This is a genomic window from Acidobacteriota bacterium, from assembly GCA_040752915.1.
Classification (GTDB): domain Bacteria; phylum Acidobacteriota; class UBA4820; order UBA4820; family DSQY01; genus JBFLVU01.
This window is the reverse complement of the sequence record JBFMHB010000094.1, coordinates 3,904-7,774: the sequence shown is the minus strand read 5'-3', so window position 1 is coordinate 7,774 and position 3,871 is coordinate 3,904. Positions and strand designations below refer to the sequence as shown.

Sequence of the window (3,871 nt, the reverse complement as noted above, 5' to 3'; positions counted from 1 at the left end):
AGGCCGAATCGAAGCGGTACGAGGAACTGGTGGCCAAGGACTACGTCACGCGCCAGCAGTACGACGATGCCGTGGCGGAAGCGAGGGCCCTGGCGGCCACGGTGGCGGCCGACGAGGCGGCCGTGGAGCGGGCCGCCCTGGACCTCCAGTACTGCACCATCCGGTCGCCCATGGACGCCCGCGCGGGACGCCTTTACGTCCACGAGGGCAACCTCGTGAAGGCCAACGACGACACGGGCCTCGTGACCCTGAACCGCATCGTCCCCGTGTACGCGGCCTTCGCGATCCCCGAACAGCGCCTGGGCGAGGTGCGCCGCTACGCCCGCGAGGGGACCCTGCGCGTGGAGGCCCGGACCTCCGACGGGGAGGCGCGGGCGGGTGTTCTGAAGTTCCTGGACAACGCGGTGAACGAGGCCACGGGGACGGTGCTCCTCAAGGCCGAGTTCCCCAACGCGGACCGGGCCCTCTGGCCCGGCCAGTTCGTGAACGTCACCCTCACGCTGGCCACGCGAAAGGGAGCGGTGGTCGTGCCGGCCCGTGCCGTCCAGCCCGGGCAGAAGGGGGACTACCTCTACGTGGTGAAGGACGACGGCACCGTGGACATGCGGACGGTCCGGCAGGGGCCGCGCTTCGGCGACGAGGTCGTTCTCGAGGAGGGCGTCGCCGCGGGGGAGACGGTGGTTACGGACGGCCAGCTCCGGCTCGTTCCCGGCGCCAAGGTGGACGTCAAGGCCGGCGCGGGCTCCGAAGGCTGAGGCGGGAGGGGCCCTTTTCATGAATCTCGCCGAGCTCTTCATCCGCCGCCCCGTCATGACCACGCTGGTCATGTTCGGGATCCTCCTGTTCGGGATCATGGGCTACCGGCTCCTGCCGGTGAGCGATCTCCCCAACGTGGACTTCCCCACGATCCAGGTGTCGGCCTCCCTGCCCGGGGCCAACCCGGAGACCATGGCCTCCAGCGTGGCCACGCCTCTGGAGAAGCAGTTCTCCACCATCGCCGGCCTGGATTCCATGACCTCCACGAGCGGGTTGGGCTTCACGAACATCACCCTCCAATTCGCCCTCGAGCGGGACCTCGACGCCGCCGCCCAGGACGTGCAGGCGGCCATCTCCGCGGCGGGTCGCCAGCTCCCGAGGGACATGCCGGCCCCGCCCTCCTTCCAGAAGGTCAACCCCGCCGACCAGCCCATCCTCTTCCTGGCCCTCACCTCGCCGTCCCTTCCTCTCAGCGACCTGGACGAGTACGGGGAGACCCTGCTGGCCCAGCGCATCTCCATGGTGAGCGGGGTGGCCCAGGTGCAGGTCTACGGGGCCCAGAAGTACGCCGTGCGCATCCAGGTGGACCCCGACGCCCTGTCCTCCCGGGGGATCTCCCTGGACGACGTGGCCGACGCGATCCGGCGCGAGAACGTCAACCTGCCGACGGGCACCCTCCAGGGGCGCGACCAGGCCTTCACCGTGCAGGCCGACGGCCAGATCACGCGCGCCGCCGCCTACCGCCCCCTCATCGTGGCCTACCGGGACGGGCACCCCGTGCGGCTGGAGGAGCTCGGGAACGTCTTCGACAGCGTGGAGAACGACAAGACCGCGGCGTGGTACGTGGACCAGCGGGCGGTGGTCCTGGCCGTCCAGCGCCAGCCGGGCACGAACACGGTGGAGGTGGCCGGAGCCATCCGCGGCCTCCTGCCCACCTTCCAGGCCCAGCTTCCCGCCTCCGTGTCCCTGAAGGTCCTCTTCGACCGCTCCGAGTCCATCCGGCACTCGGTGAACGACGTGAAGTTCACCCTCCTCCTGACGCTCTTCCTCGTGGTGCTCGTGATCTTCCTCTTCCTCCGGAACGTCTCGGCGACGGTGATCCCGAGCCTCGCCCTGCCCATGTCCGTGGTGGGCACCTTCGCGGTCATGCACCTGCTGGGCTACAGTCTGGACAACCTCTCCCTGATGGCCCTGACGCTTTCCGTGGGCTTCGTGGTGGACGACGCCATCGTGATGCTCGAGAACATCGTGCGCCACATGGAGATGGGGAAAGACCGGCTTCGCGCCGCCCTGGACGGCTCCCGGGAGGTCGGCTTCACGATCCTGTCCATGACGGTCTCCCTGGCCGCGGTCTTCATCCCCGTGCTCTTCATGGGGGGCATCCTCGGCCACCTCTTCCACGAGTTCGCCGTCACCATCGGGTCGGCCATCCTCATCTCGGGCTTCGTGTCCCTCACGCTCACGCCCATGCTGTCGAGCCGGTTCCTCAAGCACCAGCGGGAGGTTCACCACGGGCGGATCTACGAGGTCTCGGAGCGGACCTTCACGGGGATGTTGAGCCTCTACGAGGCGGGCCTGAAGTGGTCCCTGGCGCACCGGCGGGCCGTCATGGTCTTCTCGGGCTTGGTGCTTCTCGCCACGGTCTGGCTCTTCCGCGCCGTGCCCAAGGGGTTCCTGCCGAGCGAGGACACGGGCCAGCTCTTCGGCCAGACCGAGGCCGCCGAGAGCATCTCCTTCGCCTCCATGTCTCAGCACCAGCAGGCCGTGGCGCGGATCGTCCAGGCCAACCCCAACGTGGACGCCTTCATGTCGAGCGCGGGCTCGCGGGGCATGGGCGCGGCCAACGCGGGCTTCCTCTTCATCCGGCTCAAGCCGCGGGGCGAGCGGTCGGCCTCCGCCGACGAGGTCATCGCCCAGCTCCGCCCCGCCCTCGCCGGCCTGCCGGGGATCCGCGTCTTTCTCCAGAACCCGCCCCCCATCCGCATCGGCGGCCGCTTCACCAAGAGCCTCTACCAGTTCACGCTCTTCTCGTCGGACACCCAGGAGCTCTACGCCCGCGCGCAGGAACTGGAAGCGAGGCTTCGCGCCCTGCCCGGGCTCATGGACGTGGCGAGCGACCTGCAGATCAAGAACCCGCAGGTGAGGGTGGACATTCAGCGGGATCGGGCGGCCTCCCTGGGCGTCTCCGCGGAGGAGATCGAGACCATCCTGTACAACGCCTACGGATCACGGCAGATCAGCACCATCTACGCGCCCAACAACCAGTACCAGGTGATCCTGGAGCTGAAGCCCGAGTACCGGCTCGATCCCGCGGCCCTCTCCCTCCTGTACGTGAAGTCCTCCTCGGGGCGCCTGGTGCCCCTGAGCGCCGTCGCCGAACTGAGGAGCGGGCTCGGCCCCCTGACGGTGAACCACTCGGGCCAGATCCCCTCGGTGACGCTCTCCTTCAACCTGCGGCCCGGAACGGCTCTGGGGGAGGCCGTGTCGGAGGTGCAGAAGGCCGCGGGCGAGGTCCTCCCCGCCCACATCGCCACCGCCTTCCAGGGAACGGCTCAGGCCTTCCAGTCCTCCATGAAGGGGCTGGGCCTGCTCCTCCTGCTGGCGGTCCTCGTGATCTACATGGTCCTGGGGATCCTCTACGAGAGCTTCATCCACCCCCTGACCATCCTGTCGGCCCTGCCCTTCGCGGGTTTCGGCGCGCTGGTGACCCTTTTCGTCTTCGGCGTGGACCTGTCCATCTACGCCTTCGTGGGCGTCATCATGCTCGTCGGCCTCGTGAAGAAGAACGGGATCATGATGATCGACTTCGCGCTGGAGGCCCAGCGGAAGGAAGGCAAGACCCCCGAGGAGGCCATCAGCGAGGCCTGCATCATCCGCTTCCGGCCCATCATGATGACCACCATGGCGGCCCTCATGGGAACGCTCCCCATCGCTCTGGGATTCGGGGCGGGCGCCGAATCGCGCAGGCCCCTGGGCCTCGCCGTCGTGGGCGGCCTGATCTTCTCCCAGTTCCTCACGCTCTTCGTCACGCCCGTCTTCTATCTGTACATGGACCGCCTGCAGGGCGTCTTGAGAAGGGGAGGAGGTAAGCAGGGGAGCAGGTGAATGGGGCCGA

General features: G+C 68.5%; 2 protein-coding genes. Both read left to right on the top strand.

The genetic code is table 11. The features are described 5' to 3' along the window. The coding region (locus AB1824_12380; GenBank protein MEW5765761.1) for an efflux RND transporter periplasmic adaptor subunit at nt 1–755 on the top strand (755 nt) is incomplete at its 5' end. Between the two features lie 19 nt (nt 756–774). Continuing rightward, nucleotides 775–3,861: a multidrug efflux RND transporter permease subunit gene (locus tag AB1824_12375; protein MEW5765760.1), complete on the top strand. Its 3,087-nt coding sequence runs from the start codon at nt 775–777 to the stop codon at nt 3,859–3,861. Nucleotides 3,862–3,871 lie beyond the last annotated feature (10 nt).